Raw genomic sequence first — 19,829 nt, forward strand, 5'->3', positions numbered from 1 at the left:
ATCAAAATTTCCCCATTCGCGTTTAGATAGGTTTTATCAACAAGTAAATTAACAAATTTTAACGAACTCGTCAAATCTTTGCTTTTTAAGTCCTCATTACCAATCAGAATTCTTTAAATCATTATTTTAAAGTTGCGTATTTAAATTTAGGGAGGTTACCCGCCATTCCAGCTTTGTACGTTGGTAAATATACAATTATGCCTCCACAATTAAATTCAATTGAAATTATATAACAAATTTATTATATTTCTAAGTATTAAAGAGGTTGATTTATGTACGAAATTGATTTTTATTTTGACAGCAATGGAAAAAGCCCAGTATCTGATTATATTGTGGCTCTTTCTAAAAGCCACCAAAAAAATGATCGAGCTATTCTAAAAAAATTATTCACCAGCTTGATTTGTTACAAGATTTAGGACCGCTCTTAAAAGAACCTCAGGTCAAATTTATAAAGGGCTATAAACATCCCCTGATGGAGCTAAGACCACAACCCGAAAGAATTTTTTACGCCTCTTGGAATAAGAATCGTTATATTCTGCTCCATCATTACTCTAAGAAAAAAAATCGAACCGATCCACGGGAAGTTCACATCGCGATTAACAGATTAGACGACTGGTTACAACGACATTAGAAAGGATTAGTTGACATGGCTACTTGGAACGAACTCAGAAAAAAAGTCACTAAGAATATTCCAACTGAAGAGTTAAACCTTATTGAAACTCTTACTTATCTACAAGAGCGTCGAATCAAGCTAAACATTACGCAAAAAGAGTTGGGTAAAAGAATTGGCATGGCACAATCTCGCATCGCTAAAATTGAAAGTCTTGACTCCACCCCTTCTCTAGAAACTCTAAATCGTTATGCACACGGTTTAGGATTGGAAATTAAACTAACTTTAAAACCATTCCTTCATAATCAGTAGTCATTCTTTTCAATATAGACACTGCTCTAACTATAGTTCGTAGATTCTATGTATAAAACTCGTATTTAAAATAAAACAGAGGGCGAAATTCACAACTGAATTCCGTCCTCTGTTAATTTTTAACCATTTTCTTGAACCGTCCTTCTCCCCATGAAGAATGCTTCAAGTCTTTTCTCTCTTTAATTTTTGCTAGCTTTTTAACCAGTCATATATTCTTGGCTGCGATCGCTAAACCACTTCTCCGTAAAACCACATTTTCCATATTCTAATACCGCTATGCCGAAACGGGCTCCGAAACCCACTTCCCTCCGATTAATCAAATTAGGACATCAATCGCTCAAACCGCGATTAATGCCCTAATTAAGTTAGTCCTCGAGACCTAATCGGGTCCTCTAGATAAATTGAATCAACGTCATCACAATTGGTACGACTACGATGAATAGGATCGTACTTGTCGTTACCAAGTTGGTTGCGTATTTTACGTCACCATGTGATTCGTTTGCTAGGATTGGCATAACCGCTAATCCTGGTGCTGCTGCTTGCACAATCAATGTTTGCATTTCCATCGTTGGCAATACGTGTCCGGTGTGTGCACCAAGCAAAATCAAACCGGTAATTACCAATGGTGACAATACGAAACGTCCAAGTAATGCAAAGACCGTATCACGGTCGAAGTGGATACTCTTCAATCCGGCGTCGTAAAGCACAATCCCAATGTAAATTAATGACAATGGGGTTACCAAATTACCCACGTAACTCAAGGTGTTGCCTGCCCAACTTGGCACTGGCAACCCGAGTACCAACCAGATGATGGCAACGATAAAACCAAGAAGTGGTGGTGGAAGAAGCTTCTTCCAGTTCACTTTACGTTCTGTACCTTGGTCACCCTTTTGCTTAGTTGGGTCGTCGTTAGCAATCAAGAATACCCCGAACGCCCACGTCGAAACCGTGTTAGTTACGTAGTAAACTAAGAAGTATGCCAAACTTTGCGAACCAAACAGCGCAATGTTCAGTGGCAATCCAATGAAAATGGTGTTTGCGTTAACTACGGTATTCATAAAGAGTCCGCGGCGTCCTGGTCGAACCTTTAATAACTTAACCGTAATCCATGCGATGATATATCCAATAATTACTCCACCAAACGAATAAATCAATCCGCTTGATAAACTAACTAGTTTTGGTAACGTTAAATACTTCATTACCGATACAAAAATTGAAGCTGGTAGAGCTACGTTCATAATTAATTTTGAAATACTACCACTAAAATGGTCGTCAAACCATCCCATTCCTCGTAGACCAAAGCCAAGGGCCATCATCAACAGAATGGTAATAATACTTTCAACGGACGTAATAAATGCCGCCATCTTACCCACTCTCTCTTTCTCTTTATAACGAGCTTTTGGAAAATCTTCTTAATTCCTGTACTTCTCTGCTGCACAGTCAAAGATTACCCGAATTCACTCACTCTCTCTTTTTTGAAATGAGTTCCCGAATTCAATCTCCTCCGGTTAACCAAATTATGCCATCAATCGCCAAACCCGCGATTAATGTCCTAATTTTCTTAATCCTCAAAGATTACCCGAATTCACTCACTCTCTTTTGTTATTCGTCATTTTCAACGGATCGACCCACCGGTCAAAGTCCGCTTCGTTCACCAAACCGCTCTTTAATGCAGCTTGCTTGAGGCTCAATCCTTTTCGACTTGCTAGTTGGGCAATCTCTGCCGCTTGATGATAACCAATATGTGGCGAAAGCGCCGTCACGGTCATTAGTGATTGTTCCACCAAGTCCAGCATCCGGTCGGCGTTAATTTCAATTCCCGCGACCATCTTTTCGGTAAACTGAGCCACTACCCCGCTTAACAAATTGACGGAATCTAAAAAGTTGAAGATAATTACCGGTTTATAAACGTTCATCTCAAAGTTTCCTTGGCTAGCAGCAACGTTAATCGTTACGTCATTACCCATTACCTGAGTTGCTGCCATGGTCAATGCTTCCGCTTGGGTTGGATTAACCTTACCAGGCATGATTGAAGACCCGGGTTCGTTAGCCGGAATCGTCAATTCCCCATAACCAGCCCGCGGACCGCTTGCTAGGAAACGGATGTCATTAGCGATTTTTAACAAATCGGCTGCCAAAGTTTTCACCGCGCCGTGCACAGCTCCAATTCCAGAATGTGCACTAAGCCCGAAGAACTTATTTTGGGTCATAAATCGTAAGTCGTACACCTTACTCAATTCGTTGACCATTTCTAAGTCATAACCGGCAGGAGCGTTCAATCCCGTTCCCACTGCGGTTCCCCCAATCGGTAGCTCTAATAACGTATCTTTGAGCTTTGCCAAGTAATCTAAATCATGTTCTAACGTACTTACCCAACCGCTAATTTCTTGGCCGAAAGTCAAGGGCGTTGCATCTTGTAGATGGGTTCGCCCGATTTTAACCACGTCCCAATACTGTCTTTGTTTTTCCGCTAATGTGGTAATCAAGTTTTTAATCACAGGTAGAAGGTGGTTAATTGCTTGACTCGCCGCAATGTTCATTGCCGTAGGAAAGTCGTCGTTAGAACTTTGCGATTTGTTGACGTCGTCGTTAGGTAAAAGCGCCAAATCAGAATCAATTTGTTGGGCAACGTGCACAATCACTTCGTTGACGTTCATGTTCGTCTGGGTTCCCGAACCAGTTTGGAAAACGCGCAGGGGGAAATCCTGCATTAAAGTTGCATCATCTAAGGCCAATAATTGGTCACTCGCCTTTTGAATTAACCGCGTTTTTTCGGTAGGTAATAATCCAAACCGATTGTTTACCCCCGCAGCCGCCTTTTTGACGTTAATTAATGCTCGAATTACTTCAACTGGCATCAACGGTCCCGTCGCAAAATTATGCCGACTGCGTTCAGTTTGTGCGCCCCATAAAGCCTGTTGAGGCACCTTTACCTTTCCTAATGTATCTTCTTCAATTCGATAGTCCGCCATCGTTATCGCTCCTAATTTTTAGTATTCAGGAGTCCACCGGGTATCTGCCACCGCTTTTTTCACATCGGTGATGGTTTCTTTTGTCAATCCTTGATCAACTGCACTCTGGGCAATGCCTTCCGCAACCGTTTGTGAGAATTCAATCAACTTGGAAACTGGTGGCAATACCGCTGCTCCTGGTTTGCTTACGTCTACGATACCGCCCAATGAATGAGCAGCCTTAGAAATCATTGTATCATTTAATACTTTAGCAGTTGAGGCAATGACCCCTAAACCTAAACCAGGGTAAACCAACGCGTTGTTAGCTTGACCAATTTGGTAAGTAACGCCGTTGTATTCAATATCGTCAACCGGGATTCCGGTAGCAATCAAGGCGCGACCATCCGTCCATTTCAACAAGTCTTCCGCCTTTGCTTCAGCTAACTTAGTTGGGTTAGACAATGGGAAGATAATTGGGCGTTCCGTATGAGCAGCCATTTCACGAACCACTTCTTCGGTGAAGGCACCAGGTTTTGTAGAAGTACCCACCATGATAGTTGGGTGAACTGCCTTCACTACGGATAGCAAGTCGGTCAATTCTTCTGGGTTTTCAAATTCGCTGCGCTTACGTGCAAATGGCTTTTGTTCCGGCGTCAACGTTTCGTCATCATCAAACAAAAGACCTTGCTTGTCGACCATGTAGAAGTGTTTTTTAGCTTCTTCTTCGGACAAGCCGTTTTCAACCATTTCTGCGTAAATCCGGCTCAAGATTCCGGCACCTGCAGTTCCAGCACCGAAGCTTAGGTAAACTTGATCCGTAATCTTTTGCTTAGAAATGTTTAGGGCACCTAAAATACCAGCCAAAGTAATAATTCCGGTACCTTGAATGTCATCGTTGAAAATTACGTAACGATCCTTGTACTTGTTCAAAATCTTTGCCGCGTGGTCACGTCCAAAGTCTTCAAAGTGCAGGTACATATTTGGGAATAAGTTTTCTGCAGTTTGAACAAATTGGTCCACAAATTCAAAGTAACGGTCGCCCTTGATCCGTTCGTGACGGTTACCAAGGTACATTGGGTCCTTCAATAATTTTTCGTTGTTGGTTCCTACATCCAATACAACTGGAAGAACTTGGCTTGGGTCAATTCCAGCAGCAGCGGTATAAACCATCAACTTACCAACCGAAATGTCGACACCGTTAGTTCCCCAGTCACCGATTCCTAAAATACCTTCTGCATCAGTAACTACGATTAAACGAATGTCTCGTCCATCAGCCGCGTTCTTCAACGCCGTTTCCATGTTATCTGGATCATCAATGGAAAGGAAAGTTGCGTTTTGTGATTGAACATAAAGCTCACTGTAGTTTTCGATCGTATCCGCAATGGTAGGATCGTAAACAATTGGCATAAATTCAACAACGTGTTCACTGAACAACTTGTAGAATAGTACCCGGTTTTCGTTGAAAATTTGCATCAAGAATAACCGTTTTTCTAAATCATTAGCCTTAGTTTGAAATTGAGCGTAAGTTTGTGCTACCTGTTCATCCAAAGTCTGGATGTATGGTGGAATCAAACCGTTAAGCCCTAACTGATCGCGTTCTGCTTTTGTAAATGCAGTTCCCTTATTTAAATAAGGATTGTTCAAAATACTCATTGCTTTTTCAGTCATTTTGCTTTCCTCCAATTTTTTATTACGCGGTAAGTTTAAGACTCCTTGGTTGCTATAGTCAAATTATTAGCATATTATAAATTATTTTTATATTTAAACGAAAAAGCTTGATATAATAGGATTATGGAGGAACGTTATGAACACTAAAGATTTAAAATATTTTCATTCGCTAGTAAAAAATAAAAATTTTTCTACGGTTGCTGAAGAATTTAACGTTAGCCAACCCACTATCAGCATGGCTATCCGACGCTTAGAAGATACTTTTCAAACCACGCTGTTCACCCGGGATCAAGGCCGACACCATTTGTCCGTCACCCTAAGCGGTCAACAACTCGACGAACACGTGCAGGCCATCTTGGACCACTTAACCGTCGCCCAAAATAGCATTAAAAATATCAATACGAAAAAATTAATCTTGGGTCTGCCACCCATTATGACCAAGTACTTTTTCCCGCGGATTGCCAAACGCCTTACCGAACAAAATTTGTTAAAGGCCATCGTGCCCGTGGAAAAAGGGTCGGCTGAGCTAGAGGAAATGCTACTTGCTGGGACCCTCGACATGTCCCTAATGGGGGCCATCGAAAAGCAATTCAACGAAAATCTAGCTTACCAACATTTGGGCAACGACCATTTTGTCGCAATTGTCGGTAGCCAATCGCCCTTCTTTTCTCGCGACAAAATCTGGTTTTCCGAATTAAAAAACGAGTCGTTTATCACCTTTGATAGCAATTTTGTTCACGCGGAAGCTCTGCGTAATTTCAGCAACATTACCAATTTTCGACCTAACGTGGTTTACCAAAGCAATGATTCCCAAGTAATTCAAGAAATGGTGGCCCAAAACGTAGGGGTGGGTTTTATCGTCAATTCTGCGGTAATTAAACGCCCGGACGTTCGGGTTCTGCCCTTTTTCGATGAAGAGCAACCCTTGTTTTACATGAACCTGGTCCAACGTAAAGACCGGATCTTAAGTCCTTACCAACAAAGAATTGCCGATTTGATTCGAGAGTAGTCAATAAAAGTCGAATAGTTAGTGCGTGCTAATATAAAAAGCGGTTATTATGCCAATTCCAGACATAATAACCGCTTTTGGGATTAAGCAATCTTCCTCGAATTTTGTTAACCACTCACGCTGAAAATTCTCGTGCTTCTTTGTGGAATAGCCAAAATGGACTCCAGTGTCCAATCTCTTCCGGTTAACCAAAATGCGGAACCAATCGCCTAAACCGCGATTAATTCCGCATTTCCGTTAATCCTCAAGAGCTACCCGGGTTACTCCGCCCTCTAGTTTTTAAACCATTCGTCAATTTCCTTATATTCTTGTTCGCTAAGTTCAATTTCCGTTGCCTTTGCGTTGCTTTCCACTTGTTCCGGTTTGCGTGCCCCTGGAATTACCACGCTGATGGCCGGGTTCTTCAAGTACCACGCCAAGATCACTTGCGCCACGGTCGCTTGTTTTGCTTCCGCAATTTGGCGCACCTTTTCAGTCGCTTCAATTATCTGATTAAATTGAGCTTCTGAGTACTGGTCAAAGCGTTCATGATCCTTCTTCGTATATTTCCCCGTAAGAATTCCGGACGCCAATGGGAAGTATGGTACAAAAGAAATTTGGTGTTCTGCGAGATATGGGAACAATTCCTTTTCCGCATCCCGGTGCACTAAACTATAATCATCTTCGACAACGTCGATCACGTCTTCTACGTTAGCTTCCTTAATTTGTGCTAAGGAGAAATTAGAAACCCCAATGGCTTTAATTTTTCCTTCTTTACGTGCCTTAACTAACGCGTTGATTGCCTCGTATTTGTTAGTAGTTTCGTCTGGAAAATGAATGTAAAAAATATCAATATAGTCCGTTTTCAACCGTCGCAAAGCTGCGTCGATTTGCAACGTTAAAAATTCTGGATCGTTGTTGGGTTGGTAATCGTGCAGCGGATCTTGGGCCGCCTTAGTTGCCAAAACCACTTTAGAGCGGTCGTAATCTTGCAAAACGTCGCCAATAATCTCTTCTGAACGGCCCTTCCCATAAATAAAGGCGGTATCTAGCAATTGAATTCCTTCATCCAACGCCTTCCGCACAACCGCATAACCATCTTCATCCTTTAAATTTGGGAACAAATTATGCCCGCCAACTTTATTAGTTCCTAATCCTAACGCCGTAGTTTCTACGTCACTTTTACCAATTCGAACTAAATTTGCCATACGATTACCTCCAGTTATATTTTCGTGATTAGCATAACAGATAATCGAAAAAAAGGGACCCCTTTAGTTTTAATAGTTCTGTCAGTAAACATTTGACGTAGCAAGTTTTTGCCATCGGATCATCAGGAAAAGGACCGTGTTTTCCTGCCGCATAGCCGAAATAGGGCTCCGTAACCCAGCTCTCTCCGGTTAACCAAAATGCGGAACCAATCGCCTAACCGCGATTAATTCCGCATTTTCATTAATCCTCAAGAGCTACCCGGGTTACTCCGCCCTCTGTTTTATGTATTCCTCTACGTATTTTCGATTTCCGTGCTGTAACGTTACTACCAGCGTATCGCCCGCCTTAATTACCGTATCTCCAGACGGAACAATTGCGCGCGGGCCCCTCTGAATACTAATCAATAAACTATGTGCGGGCCATTGCGCGTTGCGGACTGCCGCCCCATCAAATTGGGAGCCTTCCTTTACAAATACTTCCACCCGTTCTTGTCGGCCTTGCGGTTCCGCTAAAATATCCGGTACCAACTGGTGGAGCAACGATTCGTAAATTGGTTCGCCGCCCAATAAATCCAACACAATGTAGGCCACTAGCGCCACCACCGCTAACGGCATTAAATGCTGCAACGACCCCACCATTTCGGTAATCAATAGAATGGCCGTAAACGGCGCCTTCCCAATTGAGGCAAAGTATCCCGCCATGGCGTAAATCACAAAGTTAGGTAAGTAACGGGCGTCGATCAACCCCCAGTGTGCCATTATGCTTACGTAAAGGGCGCCACTTACCGCTCCAAGCGTTAGTATAGGAAGAAAAATCCCACCTGGTAGCCCTGAACCATACGAAACCATGGAGAAAACAAACCGAATCACTAGCAAAATCAAGAGCGTCACAAACACGGGGTTTTGCGCCGCAATCGTGGTAATCAGCGTGTTTCCCCCGCCAAGGTAGGACGGCCATCCCCAGCCTACCGGAATAATTAAGATAAAGGGCACTAAACTATCCAACCATCGTGGCAAAAATTTGATTTTGCCATACCAAGTCTTTAATTTCAGCGTGCAGATTTGATACAACCGGCCAAAAAGCCCCAGTAAAATTCCTAATACCAACAAGTGCCAGTATAAATTAAGCGGCAGCGCGTGGGGGTAAACAATTGCTAACACGGGGGTTAGCCCAAAAAAGGTCAGCGAAATGAAGTTTGCCACCACCGCACTCGTCAGCGCACTAATCCACACTAACGTGGAAAAGTTGTGGTAAATTTCTTCTAGCACGAACAGGGTGCTCGCAATCGGAGCATTAAACGCGGCGGATAGACCGGCAGCTGCTCCTCCGGCAATTAACACCCGGCGTTGCGAACCGCGATACCGTAAAGTTTCGCTCCATCCTTGTCCTACGGCTGCTCCTAGCTGAATCGAAGGGCCTTCTCGTCCTAACATTAGTCCCGAACCAATTGCTAAAATACCCCCGACAAACTTTTTCCACAATACCGGCCACCATTGTTCCTCGTATTCTCCCGATAGCTGTCCTTCAATTTGGGGAATCCCAGATCCCGAAATATCTGGCGTCGTTTTAACTAACCAGCCTACTCCGACTGCTAAAATAAGATTTAACAGGACAATCCACTGCCAATCGGTGGAAAAATTTTGGTATAGCTGTTGGAAAAAGATTAGCAGCTTTTCAATCGCCAGTCGAAAAATACTAACAATTAATCCGATTAAACCGCCCACCACCACTGAATTCAACAGGGTTGATAGACGGGTGTCTTCAATTTTTAAATGCATCAGCATTCCACCTCGTTCAAAAGATTAACCTTACTTATGTTAGCATAACTAAAACTCTCGCCAAGTTTTGAATTTAGGATTTGCTAGAAACCTGTATAATGGATTGGTAAGAATAATTGAGGATGGTGTTATAAATGAAAAAAGTAGTTAGCTTTGCAGGGTTCGATACCTTGTTTAACGTGCAACCCTTTTACGAAGCGGTTGGACGGATTGGCAACCGCTACGATATTGACGAAAAGAAGGTTCGGGATACTTACCGCCAAAAAGAACGGGCTTTAATGCAACAAGGTGAATTTATGAAGTACTCTAAACTAATGGAAGTGGCTCTAAACGAAACTGCGGAAGAACTAAATTTCACCATTGACCCAAGTGATTTTAGTGACGTTTTAATTGCCCACACGGTAATGGAGCCGTTTCCCGACGCACCAACTGCACTATATAACATTAAGGAAAAGGGCTACGAGACCGTCTTACTGACCAACCACTCTAAAGACTTAATTCAAGCTAACGTAGTTAAACTAGAACACAATTTTGATCAAATCATCACCGCCGAAGACGTCCAGGCTTACAAACCTAGCGCACGATTCTTCGCATACGTTGCCCAACAGTTAGGTGACGTTGACGAACACGTTCACATCGCGGTCGACCCTACTAAGGATATCCAACCGGCTCAAGCAGCAGGCTGGCAAGTAATCCAAATTGACCGCCAGGACGACAACGCTAAGGTAGCTTCCTTAATGGACGCCGTAGATCAATTGGGCTAAAACGATTAGCTTAGTCATTAAATTGAAAGCTTTCAGATTTTTTCTGAAAGCTTTTTTTATTGCAACCAATTTCCATGCTGAGTTCTCTTCTAAGCTACCAGCATTTAAACATCCTGCAACTCCCGCAGTTATATCAAATTCTTGTGGTCGTTCTCGACAAAACTTTCTATTTCTAAATTACTTACAAATAGTTTATAATTATTTTGAAGTTACGAAAGCGCTTTCTTAAACTTCAATCATTCTTAAATATTTATGGAGGTACAGACATGGCAGATAAATACATTCTGGCCATCGACGAAGGGACCACGAGCACGCGTGCGATCATATTCGATCATGCTGGGCGTAAAGTTGCCGATGCACAACGCGAATTTACGCAATATTTCCCTAAGCCGGGGTGGGTAGAACACAATGCCAACGAAATTTGGAATGCCGTTTCGTCTACGATTGCTAATGCTTTTATTGACTCAGGCATCAAACCCAGCCAAATTAGCGGAATTGGGATTACCAACCAACGGGAAACGACCGTCATTTGGGATAAGAAAACTGGTTTGCCAATTTATAACGCAATCGTATGGCAATCGCGGCAAACTGCTGATATTGCCGATCAACTAATTAAAGACGGCTATGGCGACCTGATTCACCAAAAAACCGGCTTGGTAACCGACGCCTACTTCTCCGCGACTAAAATTCGCTGGATTCTCGACCATATTAACGGTGCTCAAGAACGTGCCGAACGCGGTGAACTCCTTTTTGGCACCATCGACACGTGGCTAGTTTGGAAACTAACCGATGGTGCTGTTCATGTGACTGACTACTCCAACGCTAGCCGGACCATGCTTTACAACATTCACGAGTTGAAATGGGACTCCGAGATTTTGCAATTATTAAACATTCCTGAAGCTATCCTGCCAGAAGTTAAGCCAAATTCGATGGTTTACGGTAAGACCAAGGATTACCACTTCTATGGTAGCGAAGTTCCGATTGCTGGAATGGCCGGTGACCAACAGGCGGCCCTCTTCGGCCAACTCGCGTTTGAACCCGGCATGGTCAAGAATACTTACGGGACCGGCGCCTTTACCGTAATGAACATTGGTGAGCAACCGCAATTATCCGATAATAATTTATTAACCACCATTGGTTACGGGGTTAATGGCAAGGTTTACTATGCTTTAGAAGGAAGCATTTTTGTGGCTGGTTCGGCAATCCAGTGGCTGCGGGACGGAATGCAGCTCTTCAAAAAGGCTTCCGATTCAGAAGCCGCCGCGTTGGCTTCACAAAATGAAAACGAAGTCTACGTGGTTCCCGCCTTCACTGGTCTAGGTGCGCCTTACTGGGATTCCGACGCCCGGGGGGCCGTATTCGGGATTACCCGCGGAACTACCAAAGAAGACTTTATCAAGGCAACCCTGCAATCCCTTGCATACCAATCCCGGGACGTTCTTGACACGATGAAACGTGATTCGGGAATTGATATCCCGGCAATGCGGGTGGACGGCGGCGCCTCCAATAACAATTACCTAATGCAATTCCAAGCTGATATTTTGGGAATTGAAATACACCGGGCCCATGATTTAGAAACTACCGCGCTGGGAGCAGCCTTCCTAGCCGGCCTGGCCGTTGGTTATTGGCAAGATCTCGACGAGTTGAAAGCCGAATACCAACCTGGAAAAATCTTCAAACCACAGATGGGTGAAGAAGAACGCCGTGATCTTTACCAAGGTTGGCAAGAAGCCGTCGCCGCAACCCGAAATTTTAAGCACCAACCGCGTAAAGCAAATTAACTCTTAGGAGGATTATCACATGTCATTTTCATTATTAAGTAGAAGACAAGATATTGAACGTCTAAAAAATGAAACACTCGACTTACTGACCATCGGCGGTGGAATTACCGGTGCAGGAGTAGCCATTCAGGCTAGCGCCATGGGGATGAATAACGGCTTAATTGAAATGCAAGATTTTGCGGAAGGAACCTCTTCGCGATCGACTAAATTAGTCCACGGAGGAATTCGCTACCTCAAAAACTTCGACGTTGAAGTAGTTTCTGACACCGTTAAGGAACGGGCGGTCGTCCAAGGGATTGCGCCCCACATCCCCCGGCCTGATCCAATGCTGTTGCCAATTTACGACGAGCCGGGATCCACTTTTAACATGTTCTCCGTCAAGGTTGCGATGAACCTATACGACCAACTAGCCGGGGTTACGGATCCTAAATACACTAATTACACGATTTCTAAGGAAGAGGTTCTCCAACGCGAACCCCAACTTAACCCCGACAAATTGATGGGTGGCGGTGTTTACCTGGATTACCGGAATAACGACGCCCGCCTCGTAATTGAAAACATCAAAAAAGCTCACGAAAACGGGGGCTTGATGGTTAGTCACGTAAAGGCCCAACACATTTTGCACGACGAAAACGGCAACGTCAACGGGGTCAACGTAAAGGACCTCTTAACTGGCGAAGAATTTGACATCCACGCTCGTCTCGTAATCAACACCACTGGGCCGTGGTCCGACTTTATCCGCGAAATGGACGACCAGCTCGAAGTAACTCCGCAAATGCGGCCTACCAAGGGGGTTCATTTAGTAGTCGATCGTTCCCGGCTCAACGTACCTCAACCAACCTACTTCGACTCTGGACAACAAGACGGTCGGATGGTCTTTGCGATTCCGCGGGAAGGTAAAACCTACTTTGGAACCACCGATACCGACTACCAGGGCGACTTCCTTCACCCGCGGGTTGAACAAGCTGACGTGGATTACCTTTTGAAGACGATCAACGACCGCTATCCAGAAGCAGAAATCACCATTGACGACGTGGAAGCTAGCTGGGCAGGTTTACGGCCACTAATTGCTTCTAACGGCAGCTCCGATTACAACGGTGGCAATTCCGGTAAAATTACCGCGCAAAGTTTCGACGAAGTAATTGCGATTGTGGATAAATACGAAAAACAATTAGTTAGTCGCGAAGACGTAGAAGACGTGCTTAATCACTTAGAAAGCACCCTTTCCGAAAATAAACCAAACCCTTCTGCGGTTTCCCGGGGTAGTTCATTAGATGTGGCTCAGGACGGCCTAATCACCCTTGCTGGCGGTAAAATCACCGATTACCGGAAGATGGCCGCGGGGGCGATTGCCTTAATCGCTAAATTGCTTAAGCAACGCTTCAACCGGAACTTCAATTCGATCGACTCCAAGCATCTCCAAGTTTCCGGTGGGGATATCGACCCGCAGAACGTGGACGCCACCTTGTCATTCTTTGCTAAGCAAGGTATCGAAAGCGGCCTTTCCAAACCCGAAGCGGAAAAGATCGCCAACCTCTTCGGATCCAACGCGGCCCGGGTCTTTAGTCAAATCGGTCGTTTGCCGGCTGCACCTGGCTTAAGCCTCGCGGAAACCATCAGTCTGCACTACTCAATGGAAGAAGAAATGACCTTGACCCCCGTAGATTACTTGCTCCGGCGGACTAACCACCTCCTCTTCCACCACGACGCCATCGCCGACCTTCAACAAGGAGTGGTTGACGAAATGGCCCGCTACTTCAATTGGAGTGCGGAACAAAAACAACAACATAGTCAAGAACTTCAAGACGTAATCGCTGAAGCCCACCTAGATTATCTGAGATAGGAGTAAGTTTAGATATGGAAACTAGTTTATGGATGCAGTTAGTCGGCGAATTTGTCGGCACATTCATCTTAATTTTACTTGGGGACGGTGTCGTTGCTGGCGTAACTCTGAAGAAATCAAAAGCAGAGGGCGCGGGGTGGATCGCAATCTCGCTTGGTTGGGGATTGGCAGTTACCTTAGGGGTGTACACCTCCGCCTTTCTAAGCCCAGCCCACTTGAACCCAGCCGTAACCCTAGGAATGGCAATGGCCGGCAAATTCGCCTGGGCCAACGTGATTCCTTACTGCGTTGCCCAAACTTTGGGTGGCATCCTTGGCGGAGTATGCGTTTGGATCCATTACTATCCCCACTGGCAAGTTACTAAGAACGCTGACGACATTCGAGGAATCTTTGCTACCGGACCGGCAATCCGTAATTACGCGATGAACTTTATCAGTGAAGTAATTGGAACTTTCGTTTTAGTGTTCGCTCTGTTAGCTTTCACCCGGGGCAACTTCACCGATGGTTTGAATCCGATCGTGGTCGGCATTTTAATCACCGCCATTGGATTATCCCTTGGAGGAACGACCGGTTATGCAATTAACCCGGCGCGGGATTTAGGTCCACGGATCGCCCATGCCATCCTTCCAATCGCCAATAAAGGCAATTCCGACTGGGCGTATAGTTGGGTTCCCGTATTTGGTCCGATGATCGGCGGCGCGCTAGGAGCTTTATTATTTAACGTGTTACCGTAGTTTATAACTGCGTACTCATTAAGACGTATGCGAACAAACTAAGAAATCTTTTTCAAGGCTGAAAATTTTTTTGAAATCATTTTGGCGCGTTGACTTTAATAGCGTCCAAAACCATTTTATTTCGTCTAACCCGAAATCGATCACTGTGCCCAATCCAGGCTCAATGATCGATTTTTAGTTAATACTCATAAATTACCAAACTTTTGTTCTATACTTTTCTTTTATTTATATTTCATTTTTCTATTGCTCGATCAACCTTTTTAGTAAAGTTAGTAATCTTCGTTTCGGGTTGTGGGTTTTCAAAATTATGATTTGCTAAAATTAATTTAATTGCATTGACATCATTTTTAGTAATTACTTTTTGAGTGTAAGGATAATAATCATTGCTGGATCCGTACACCAAAAGGGCGTTCATCACGTCGTCATCAATTGCAAAACGGTATCCATCAGGCATACCATAGTACTGCCCATTAGAAGAGTGTTCTAATCCCAAACTATGTCCTAATTCATGCCTCATAGTAATAAATAACAAATTAATTTCATAATTTTTAGAATTAGGGTCTAAAGCATGCTCAACTAATTTTGAGTCAATTCCCGTGTTACCACTCAGTGTTTGACTACCTGCCCCTGCAGCGTTTGCTCCCACCCTAAGACTAACCCTTTCATTTGTTGTAGACGACTTAACTAAAATTGTGGCTCCTATCGCATCATTCCAACTCTTAGCTGCTCTATCTAAATTATCATTAAAGGCCTTTAATGCTTTATTTTGATCATCCTCGGTAGTAAAATCACTTTCTTTCGCAAAACTTTTATAAATAATCTTACCCTCAGAATTGAATGCGTTATCAATCATTTGTGAATTTACTCTGTCACTAGAGCCCCCAAAACCAAAAGTGGCCGTTGAACCTAAAAAAATATCGTCAAGTAAGGCAGCTCCCTCGCCATTTACTTTAGGATACTGGGACTTCAAATCTAAATTCAAAGCATGTTGGTCTACCCAATACCATTTTTCACCGTCAAAGCTAACTTTTACGTATTTAGTTTTTTCACCGTCTCGGTCCCCTTCAGTATATTGTACGGGCATTTCTGCCTGATTATATACAGTAGCCCCAGTTCGATCACCTAAGTCGGCTTGATTTTCGTTTTCGGATTGCCCATCTTCCACCTTAGTATAAAAATGATAACTATTATTTAAAACTACGTTATACCGATAAGGCCTTAACGGTTTTGAAGCGGTAGAAACATATTTAGTCAGCATTTCATCAGTAGCGTAATCACTAACTGTTCCGGTATTAATTTTGGAAGATGCCCTTTTTTGCCAAATAAAGGTGTCATTTCCCATCGTTACGGCATCAAAGTTTTTTAATAGTTCTGCCGAAGTCCAGATATGGTCCCCCATTGGCTCATCGACTGTCCCTACACCCACATTTTGCCAATGACCAGTATACATTCCTGTAGAAGGGACCTCCGGTAGTTGCATATCGGAACTCAACTGAGATTTCTTCCCCAGTTTAAGTTGTTTTAGATTCCTTGCATTACTAAACATTTTGGTAGTTTCAATTTGTTCAATTTTGAAAGAAGACAAGTCTAATTTAGTCAATGCCGCCCCAGAAAACATTTCATACATTGAAGTCACTTTAGTGGTATCAAAGGAGGTTACATTAACTGAATCTAAGTTCCGACAATTATAAAACATTTGAATCATACTGGTGACATTACTAGTATTCCATCCCGATAAATCTAATTCTACAATTCCTGAACCATAGAATAGATAGTCCATGCTGTTAACTTTGCCTGTATCAAAATTACTAACATTCAAAGTCCGTAAATTTGAAGTACCGTTAAACATCCCATAAAGGCTAGTCACATTACTAGTATTAAAGCTCTGGAGATCTAAGTTTTCAAACCCTGCTCCCCAGAACATATAAGTCATATTGGTGATTTTACTAGTGTTAAATTTGTTAAAATCGACTGACCTAATTGCTGAATCTCCTCGGAACATCTGCGCTGCATTACCTGAATAAGCTAATTTATCTAGCCCTTCGATACTCTGTAAATTAGGTAAATGGCCAAACATCCCTACAATTGAATTGGCACTAGTCGGTTTTGTAAACTCAATGCTCTTCACCGTTTTAGGATCAATTCCATTATCTTCTAAAACCTTGTTTAATGCCGGAGCATGTCCAATTTCACCGTTAGCTAAAATAAGTTCTCCACTATTGGCTAGCGTCCAATAAGAATCCCCCCAAGTTATAGCATTTCCTCGCACATTAGAATCAGCGGCCGCCCTTGCTGAGGTAGTAAAGAATAAAATAAATATAATTGCAAAAAATATTAATACAAAACTTTCAACTATCACACTGCTTTTCTGCTTCATTTAAATCATCCCCTTCATCAAAAATGTGAATCACTTCTCATATATGATTATATAGAAAGGGCTATCATTTCAGCAAAATTAATGCTTCACTTCATCGTTACATAGTGAATTTTAAACATCTTTCTTACTTAGCTAGTATGAAGCTTTCAGATTTCTAAATTATTTAATAGTTTTTAATAAAACACTAAAAAATTGACACACACACATTTCGATAACGTTTATAATTTATAGGGAGTCCTAATTAACAAATTATTAATTATCCGCAAAAATATACGGAGGAATTTTAAATGCAAGTTGAACCAAACGTGGTGATTAGCGAGTTTTTTACCCAAATGGATGATTTGCTTCATCATGAAGATACTAGTGACATCGACATTTCTAGCAAGGTAGCCAAACAAACTGAATCACTAGCTCGTTTCCAAGTTCCATACTATGTCTTAACCAATGAACCTAGCCAAGAAAAAAAGGGCAACTTAAATATTATCCACGTTGATTTAGATAATATTTATCGAAGCTACCCCGATATGACCTTGTACTTTTATCGAATTTTTATGGCCTTTTATTTCTTGCAAGCTCACCCAGAAATCGAAAAAGCCGTTCTAACTGATGCAGGGGACGTAACCATGTTGAATTACCCCTTTGACAATATTAAAGACAACACTCTATATATGGGGGACGAAACAACCTTCTTATTTTATTCCTGGCTAGTCATTAATGACGAAAATCCTCAATATATTAAAGATTTTATTTTTGAAAACGCTAATTCTTTGCCAACTCTGAACCTTGGTGTGATGGCAGGAACGCGAGCAACATTAATTGAATATTTAGGGATTATGGTCAAATTAATTACCGAAGCTAAATTAAAGTTTAAAAAAGGAAATAAAGACTATCAGATTGGACATTATGAAATGGCTATTTCAAACTACGTTGCTTACAAATATTTTAGTGATCGCTTAGTCCATGGCAGGGAAGTTAGTTCCCTTTTCTTTGGCTACCAAAAACATAGTAGCGCATGGTTTAAGCACAAGTAAAAATGGAGAAAACAGAATGTTAGATAAAGCTCAAGTATATCAATTAGTTCGAAATCGTATTTGGATCTTACAATATCGAAAATCTAAATTTAATCAGCCAGTCCTTTTAACCCTAATTGGAAATAAAGAATTATCAGATGAAATTTTCTTCTGCATTATCTTTCACGAAAACGGACGACTAGAAGTTCCTACTACTGTTGGTTTCGTACCGGCAGAATATGGTAGCTGGGATTTTGACGAAAAAACACAGGAAATTCTTTTTATTAGTAAGGATGGACAATTTCAAACGGTAGCTAGCTTACCTGAATCACTACCTTATGGAGATAAGCTCGTTGCCATGCAGATCAAAACTCCGTTGCCAAACGATGCTCGTATAAGAATGTTCGTTAATGATCCCCATCTAGACCACTTTGCAATCACTAAAAGGTCAGTCGAAAATCATCAAACATACTTTATTCCGCGAGAAAATTTTGAATACTCACTTTTTGGTAAGTTACGTTGGCTCGGATTTAATGTCAAAATTATTGATCATGGTGAAAAGTTACTAAACTTTTTTAACGAGATTTATGAATATTTAATTCGTCATCCTCAAATTGAGGATATCGTGATATCCAGTAATAATGTCTCTGAAACTATTTTCACTGCTGAACGAACGCTAGCATTTCGAAAGGAACACAATCAGGCTGCTTTCGACTATCTTTCTGGAAAACGTACGGCCATCATAGAATTTTTAGTTATGGTTTTATCCGAGAATAACTTACGCCTATTTAACGATAATGTTCAACATGACGACGTAACAATGTTGCAAAACCTTCTCACCACCAAATTTGAAGATCGCTATAAATTAATTGATATTCCAAATTTTAATTAAGAAGAATAATTGAAGGTGAGGATAGAACATCGTGGTAAACAAAATACAAGCATACCAATTAATTCGAAACCGACTTTGGATTCTGCAGCATCGTGCACATAAATCTGCTGCTCCAGAAGTTATTACATTTGCTAAGGAAGAAGACGACTCTTTCGTGGGTTTCTTTTCCGTCATTTTCCACGAAAATGGTGAATTAGAGGTTCCCACTAACGTTGGATTTGTCCCTAAAGAATATGGAAAATGGGATTTTGATGAAACTTCTCAAAAAATAATTTTTGTTGGTACAGATGGCAAACCAAAAATCCGAGCAAGTTTACCCGAAAAATTGCCTTACGGATCAGATACTAGTGCCCTTAAATTACAACTTTCATCTTCAGATAATGATAGTGAAAATATGTTTATTAACGATCCACATCTAGATCATTTCGCCATCACTAAAAGAACAAATAAAACATATCGGACATTCTTTATTCCACGAACAGCTTTTGATTACCCTCTTTTTGGTTTATTACGTTGGAATGGTTTTAATGTCAAAATCATTGATCACGCTAAAAAAACACTAGATTTTTTTAATGGGGTTTACGAATATCTAGTTCTTCATCCCCAAATTGAAGACGTCGTGATCTCCCGCCAAAACATACCTAAAACGGCTTTTAGCACCGAACATAAGTTAGCGTTCCAAAGTAAACAAAACCAAGTTTCATTTGACTATCTTTCTGGAAAACGTGCTGCCATCATAGAATTTCTAGTTATGGTTTTATCCGAAGACAACTTACGTCAATTTGGTGTTGGGGATCAACGCGATGACGAGACGATGCTATACAACGTTATAAACACTTACTTCTCAGGCCGTTACGACTTAATAGAATTATCTAATCTATAATTTCTTGATCATTTCTCAATAAAAAAATT

Annotated in this window: 15 protein-coding genes and 1 pseudogene; 10 read left to right on the forward strand and 6 right to left on the reverse strand. The window is 42.0% G+C overall.

The genetic code is table 11. The annotated features are described in order from the left end of the window. The first annotated feature begins 272 nt into the window (after positions 1-272). Positions 273-631: pseudogene (locus HMPREF0623_RS05275) on the forward strand (type II toxin-antitoxin system RelE/ParE family toxin). A 15-nt stretch (positions 632-646) separates the two neighbouring features. Continuing rightward, positions 647-922 carry a helix-turn-helix domain-containing protein gene (locus HMPREF0623_RS05280; RefSeq protein ID WP_002829673.1) on the forward strand — a complete coding sequence of 92 codons (276 nt, stop codon included), beginning with the start codon at positions 647-649 and terminating at the stop codon, positions 920-922. A 392-nt stretch (positions 923-1,314) separates the two neighbouring features. Here the strand turns inward: HMPREF0623_RS05280 and HMPREF0623_RS05285 are convergent, their stop codons facing one another. The 3 genes from HMPREF0623_RS05285 to HMPREF0623_RS05295 all read right to left on the reverse strand — a co-directional run bounded on the left by HMPREF0623_RS05285 (position 1,315) and on the right by HMPREF0623_RS05295 (position 5,556). Then, positions 1,315-2,286, reverse strand: a complete 972-nt coding sequence (locus tag HMPREF0623_RS05285) for an AEC family transporter (protein WP_002829672.1) — start codon at positions 2,284-2,286, stop codon at positions 1,315-1,317. 225 nt (positions 2,287-2,511) lie between these two features. After that, on the reverse strand, positions 2,512-3,894 hold the full coding sequence (locus tag HMPREF0623_RS05290) for a class II fumarate hydratase (RefSeq protein ID WP_004166206.1): 1,383 nt from the start codon (positions 3,892-3,894) through the stop codon (positions 2,512-2,514). A gap of 18 nt (positions 3,895-3,912) precedes the next feature. Continuing rightward, the gene (locus HMPREF0623_RS05295) at positions 3,913-5,556 is read right to left on the reverse strand and encodes a malolactic enzyme (RefSeq protein WP_080542505.1); all 1,644 of its coding nucleotides are present in this window, start codon (positions 5,554-5,556) and stop codon (positions 3,913-3,915) included. A gap of 121 nt (positions 5,557-5,677) precedes the next feature. On the opposite strand from HMPREF0623_RS05295, the gene HMPREF0623_RS05300 reads away from it, so the two are divergent. Further along, on the forward strand, positions 5,678-6,550 hold the full coding sequence (locus HMPREF0623_RS05300; RefSeq protein WP_002829669.1) for a LysR family transcriptional regulator: 873 nt from the start codon (positions 5,678-5,680) through the stop codon (positions 6,548-6,550). Between the two features lie 272 nt (positions 6,551-6,822). Here the strand turns inward: HMPREF0623_RS05300 and HMPREF0623_RS05305 are convergent, their stop codons facing one another. Both HMPREF0623_RS05305 and HMPREF0623_RS05310 read right to left on the reverse strand, forming a co-directional pair. Further along, positions 6,823-7,737, reverse strand: a complete 915-nt coding sequence (locus HMPREF0623_RS05305) for an aldo/keto reductase (protein ID WP_002832459.1) — start codon at positions 7,735-7,737, stop codon at positions 6,823-6,825. A gap of 264 nt (positions 7,738-8,001) precedes the next feature. After that, positions 8,002-9,516, reverse strand: coding sequence for a ClC family H(+)/Cl(-) exchange transporter (locus tag HMPREF0623_RS05310; protein WP_036671300.1), 1,515 nt, complete (start codon positions 9,514-9,516; stop codon positions 8,002-8,004). A gap of 134 nt (positions 9,517-9,650) precedes the next feature. Between HMPREF0623_RS05310 and HMPREF0623_RS05315 the strand changes: the two genes are divergently transcribed. The 4 genes from HMPREF0623_RS05315 (at position 9,651) to HMPREF0623_RS05330 (ending at position 14,638) form a co-directional block, all read left to right on the forward strand. After that, complete coding sequence (locus HMPREF0623_RS05315) at positions 9,651-10,280, forward strand: HAD-IA family hydrolase (protein WP_004166209.1); 630 nt, start codon at positions 9,651-9,653, stop codon at positions 10,278-10,280. A 266-nt stretch (positions 10,281-10,546) separates the two neighbouring features. Continuing rightward, a complete protein-coding gene (gene glpK / locus HMPREF0623_RS05320) occupies positions 10,547-12,061 on the forward strand; it encodes a glycerol kinase GlpK (RefSeq protein WP_002832463.1) in 1,515 nt (504 codons plus the stop codon). A gap of 19 nt (positions 12,062-12,080) precedes the next feature. After that, on the forward strand, positions 12,081-13,904 hold the full coding sequence (glpO, locus tag HMPREF0623_RS05325; protein ID WP_004166210.1) for a type 1 glycerol-3-phosphate oxidase: 1,824 nt from the start codon (positions 12,081-12,083) through the stop codon (positions 13,902-13,904). 14 nt (positions 13,905-13,918) lie between these two features. Beyond that, positions 13,919-14,638: an MIP/aquaporin family protein gene (locus HMPREF0623_RS05330; protein ID WP_002829656.1), complete on the forward strand. Its 720-nt coding sequence runs from the start codon at positions 13,919-13,921 to the stop codon at positions 14,636-14,638. A 232-nt stretch (positions 14,639-14,870) separates the two neighbouring features. On the opposite strand, the gene HMPREF0623_RS05335 is transcribed toward HMPREF0623_RS05330, so the two are convergent. Further along, positions 14,871-17,015 carry a BspA family leucine-rich repeat surface protein gene (locus HMPREF0623_RS05335; protein WP_004166211.1) on the reverse strand — a complete coding sequence of 715 codons (2,145 nt, stop codon included), beginning with the start codon at positions 17,013-17,015 and terminating at the stop codon, positions 14,871-14,873. Positions 17,016-17,302: 287 nt separating this feature from the next. Here HMPREF0623_RS05335 and HMPREF0623_RS05340 point away from each other — a divergent pair, with 287 nt between their 5' ends. The 3 genes from HMPREF0623_RS05340 to HMPREF0623_RS05350 are packed head-to-tail and all read left to right on the forward strand — an operon-like array spanning position 17,303 to position 19,800. Next, on the forward strand, positions 17,303-18,046 hold the full coding sequence (locus tag HMPREF0623_RS05340; protein ID WP_002829653.1) for a hypothetical protein: 744 nt from the start codon (positions 17,303-17,305) through the stop codon (positions 18,044-18,046). 16 nt (positions 18,047-18,062) lie between these two features. Further along, the gene (locus HMPREF0623_RS05345; protein ID WP_004166212.1) at positions 18,063-18,917 is read left to right on the forward strand and encodes a hypothetical protein; all 855 of its coding nucleotides are present in this window, start codon (positions 18,063-18,065) and stop codon (positions 18,915-18,917) included. Positions 18,918-18,948: 31 nt separating this feature from the next. After that, complete coding sequence (locus HMPREF0623_RS05350) at positions 18,949-19,800, forward strand: hypothetical protein (RefSeq protein ID WP_002829651.1); 852 nt, start codon at positions 18,949-18,951, stop codon at positions 19,798-19,800. The last annotated feature ends 29 nt before the right edge of the window (positions 19,801-19,829 follow it).

The organism is Pediococcus acidilactici DSM 20284 (genome assembly GCF_000146325.1).
Taxonomy (GTDB): domain Bacteria; phylum Bacillota; class Bacilli; order Lactobacillales; family Lactobacillaceae; genus Pediococcus; species Pediococcus acidilactici.

Excerpts from the sequence above, each read along its gene's own strand:
- glpO (WP_004166210.1), top strand. The coding sequence starts at position 12,081 with ATGTCATTTTCATTATTAAGTAGAAGACAAGATATTGAACGTCTAAAA.
- HMPREF0623_RS05335 (WP_004166211.1), bottom strand. The coding sequence starts at position 17,015 with ATGAAGCAGAAAAGCAGTGTGATAGTTGAAAGTTTTGTATTAATATTT.
- HMPREF0623_RS05290 (WP_004166206.1), bottom strand. The coding sequence starts at position 3,894 with ATGGCGGACTATCGAATTGAAGAAGATACATTAGGAAAGGTAAAGGTG.
- HMPREF0623_RS05310 (WP_036671300.1), bottom strand. The coding sequence starts at position 9,516 with ATGCATTTAAAAATTGAAGACACCCGTCTATCAACCCTGTTGAATTCA.
- HMPREF0623_RS05340 (WP_002829653.1), top strand. The coding sequence starts at position 17,303 with ATGCAAGTTGAACCAAACGTGGTGATTAGCGAGTTTTTTACCCAAATG.
- HMPREF0623_RS05300 (WP_002829669.1), top strand. The coding sequence starts at position 5,678 with ATGAACACTAAAGATTTAAAATATTTTCATTCGCTAGTAAAAAATAAA.
- HMPREF0623_RS05285 (WP_002829672.1), bottom strand. The coding sequence starts at position 2,286 with ATGGCGGCATTTATTACGTCCGTTGAAAGTATTATTACCATTCTGTTG.
- HMPREF0623_RS05315 (WP_004166209.1), top strand. The coding sequence starts at position 9,651 with ATGAAAAAAGTAGTTAGCTTTGCAGGGTTCGATACCTTGTTTAACGTG.
- HMPREF0623_RS05280 (WP_002829673.1), top strand. The coding sequence starts at position 647 with ATGGCTACTTGGAACGAACTCAGAAAAAAAGTCACTAAGAATATTCCA.
- HMPREF0623_RS05345 (WP_004166212.1), top strand. The coding sequence starts at position 18,063 with ATGTTAGATAAAGCTCAAGTATATCAATTAGTTCGAAATCGTATTTGG.
- HMPREF0623_RS05305 (WP_002832459.1), bottom strand. The coding sequence starts at position 7,737 with ATGGCAAATTTAGTTCGAATTGGTAAAAGTGACGTAGAAACTACGGCG.
- HMPREF0623_RS05330 (WP_002829656.1), top strand. The coding sequence starts at position 13,919 with ATGGAAACTAGTTTATGGATGCAGTTAGTCGGCGAATTTGTCGGCACA.
- glpK (WP_002832463.1), top strand. The coding sequence starts at position 10,547 with ATGGCAGATAAATACATTCTGGCCATCGACGAAGGGACCACGAGCACG.